At 75.3% G+C, this 2,775-nt stretch carries 2 protein-coding genes; both read right to left on the bottom strand.

The window, feature by feature from the left end:
• Nucleotides 1-754: transglycosylase domain-containing protein (locus tag FV230_RS26830; protein ID WP_187275645.1), on the bottom strand; the 754-nt coding region annotated here is incomplete at its 3' end.
• 2 nt (nucleotides 755-756) lie between these two features.
• On the bottom strand, nucleotides 757-2,775 hold a 2,019-nt coding region (locus FV230_RS26825; protein ID WP_281408338.1), incomplete at its 5' end, for an alpha-2-macroglobulin family protein.

Genomic DNA, 2,775 nt, shown 5'->3' with positions numbered 1-2,775 from the left:
GCGCCTGCGGCAGGGCGACGAGGAGGGCGGCTTCGGCGAACGAGAGCCGGGCCGGCTCGCGGCCGAAATAGGCGAGCGCCGCCGCCCGCACGCCCTCGACCGGGCCGCCATAGGGCGCGAGCGCGAGGTAGAGGTCGAGCACGCCGGCCTTGCCGAAGCGTTGCTCGAGCGCGACCGCGCGGACCATCTGCCGGAGCTTTGCGGCGAGCGAGCGTTCGGCGCGCGGCTCGACCAAGCGGGCGACCTGCATCGACAGGGTCGAGCCGCCGGAGACGATCCGTCCGTGCGCCAGCCATTGCCACGCGGCGCGCAGCGTCGCCGCCGGGTCGATGCCGGGATGGTCGGCGAAGCGCCGGTCCTCGTAGGCCGTGAGCATCGCGAGATAGCGCGGGTCGACGGACGCCGCCGTCACCGGCAGCCGCCAGCGCCCGTCCGGCGTCGCGAACGGGCGCAGCAGGGTCCCGCGGGCGTCGACCACGATGGTGGAGCGCAGGTCCGCCTGCGCCAGGTCGAGGGGCGGCAGCGCGGCGGCGAAGCGCCAGAGGGCGAGGGGGGGGATGGCGACGAGGATCGCGACGAGGGCGACAAACACGCGCCACCACCCTCCCCCCTCGGCGGGGGAGGGTGCCCCCTGCGTGAGCAGGGGTCGGGAGAGGGGAGCGCTGTCTCCGGAGGACGCGGTCCCCTCTCCCCCCCTGCTCCGCAGGGTCCCCTCCCCCGCAGAGGGGGGAGGGACGCGCGGGCGGCCGCCCATCCCTACTTCGCCGCCCCGATCTCGACCGAGCCGAACGCGGTGCGGCCGAAGCGTTCGGGGCGGTACATGTCCTCGATGGTCGCGCCGGGGTGGACGTAGGTGCCGGGCGAGACCGCGCGGACGGTGTAGGCGGCGGTGAAGAAGGCCGACTGCTCGGGCGAGCGGTCGTAGGCGGCCACGAAGCGGTCGTCGCGGAACTCGGTGTGGACCGGCTGCACGTCGGACTTCGCGAAGGCGAGGCCGGTGAGCGCGTCGGCGTCGAGGAGCTTCGGGTTGTCGATCTCGAGGCCCGCGGGCAGGCGGTCGACCAGCAGCAGGCGGCCGGCGCTGGCCTTGGCCTCCGTCACCTTCAGCACCACCACGAGGCGGTCGTTCTGGCGGATGCCGCGGGCGGGGTCGACGATGCTGCCGTCGAGACGGTGATAGCTCCGCTCGATGGCGTAGCCGCGCGCGTCGGCCGGCTCGGGCGACACGGGATTGCCCGAGACGCCGACCACCACCTGCACCGGCGCCCGGCCGGTGTTGGCGATCGCCACCGGCCGCTCCAGCGCCGCCGCCCGGTAGCTCCGCGCCAGCGGGCCGGCCTGGGGCGCGCCGTCGACGGTGAAGGACAGCGCGTCGGCTTCCTGCGTCAGGCCCTGGGCCGCCAGCACCATCCAGGTGCTCTCCTGCGTGCTGGTGACCCGCCCGGAGGCGCGCTCCTCGACAAGCACCGCGGAGACCGGGGTCAGCGCGGCCTGCGAGAAACCGGTCTCGGCGGCGAGCGCCAGCAGGCCGGCGCCGTCGCGCAGGCGCGAGCCGTAATCGGCGCGGTAGCTCTGCCTGTCGCGCTCGGACCGGAGCGCCGTCAGCGCGGACTCCATCGCCTTGGCGGCGCGGCCGCGGTCGCCGAGGAGCGCCAGGGCCGCCGCGATCTGCGCCCGCCCGAGGGGGGTGGCGAAGTCGGCGAGCTTGGTGTCGGCGAGGTAGCGCAGGTCCCCCATCACCGGGCGGCCGTTCCGGGCCAGCACGTAGGCCGCGTAGGCGAGGTCGGTGCCGCCGTCGCGCACCTCCGTGGCGTTGGCGACCGCGTTGCGCAGGCGGTCGAGGGCTTGGCCGAACGCCACCTGCGGCATGGCGAAGCCGCGCTCGCGGGCCCGCGTCAGGAAGTCGGTGACGTAGGCCGACAGCCAGAGGTCGTTCGACCCCTGCGCCGACCACAGCCCGAAATCGCCGCTCGCATCCTGGCGCGACAGCACCCGCTCGATCGCCTCGCGGATGCGGGCGTCGACGGTGTCGTCGATGGCCAGCCTGTCCTTGGCCGCGAGCGCGTTGACGTAGAGCAGCGGCATCGCCCGGCTCACCACCTGCTCGGAGCAGCCGTAGGGGTAGCGATCCAGCGCCAGCAGCAGCGCCGGCACGTCGATGCCCGGCAGCGCACCGGCCGCCACCGAGACGGTGCCGGTGCCGGGCAGGATGTCGGCGAGCAGGTCCCCGGAGAGCTGCAGGCTCGCGCCGGGCGCCAGCGTGCGCACCTCGCGCCGCACCAGCGCGCCGGTGCCGGGCGAGACGGGAAGCGTGAAGCGCTGGCCGACGCCCGCGGCGAGGCCCGGGCCGGAGAGCGTCAGGTCGAGGCTCGCGGTGCCGGGCCCGGCCGCGGTGATCGGCACCACGAGCTGCCCCTTGGCGCCCGCCTCCAGCCGCATCGTCGTGCGCACCGCCTGCGCCCCGACCAGCACCGGCCCCGACAGGTCGAGGTCGAGGGTGTAGTCGCCGCCCTGCCCCTCGACGTTGTCGAGCGCCAGGAAGACGCGGGAGCGGTCGCCGGCATTGAGGAAGCGCGGCAGCGTGCCGGTGACGACCACGGGATCGCGCACGATCACGTCGGCCGAGGCCTGGCCGACGCGGCTGCCGCTCCAGGCGGTGACCATCACCCGCGCGGTGCCGTTGAAGGCCGGCACCGGGAAGGTGACGCTGGCGCTGCCGTCGGGCGCGACAGTCACCACGCCGGAATAGAGCGCGAGCGGCGCCTGGGTCGGCGG

The organism is Methylobacterium sp. WL6 (assembly GCF_008040095.1).
In the GTDB taxonomy this organism is placed as follows: domain Bacteria; phylum Pseudomonadota; class Alphaproteobacteria; order Rhizobiales; family Beijerinckiaceae; genus Methylobacterium.
This window is presented reverse-complemented; position numbering and strand designations above follow the sequence as displayed.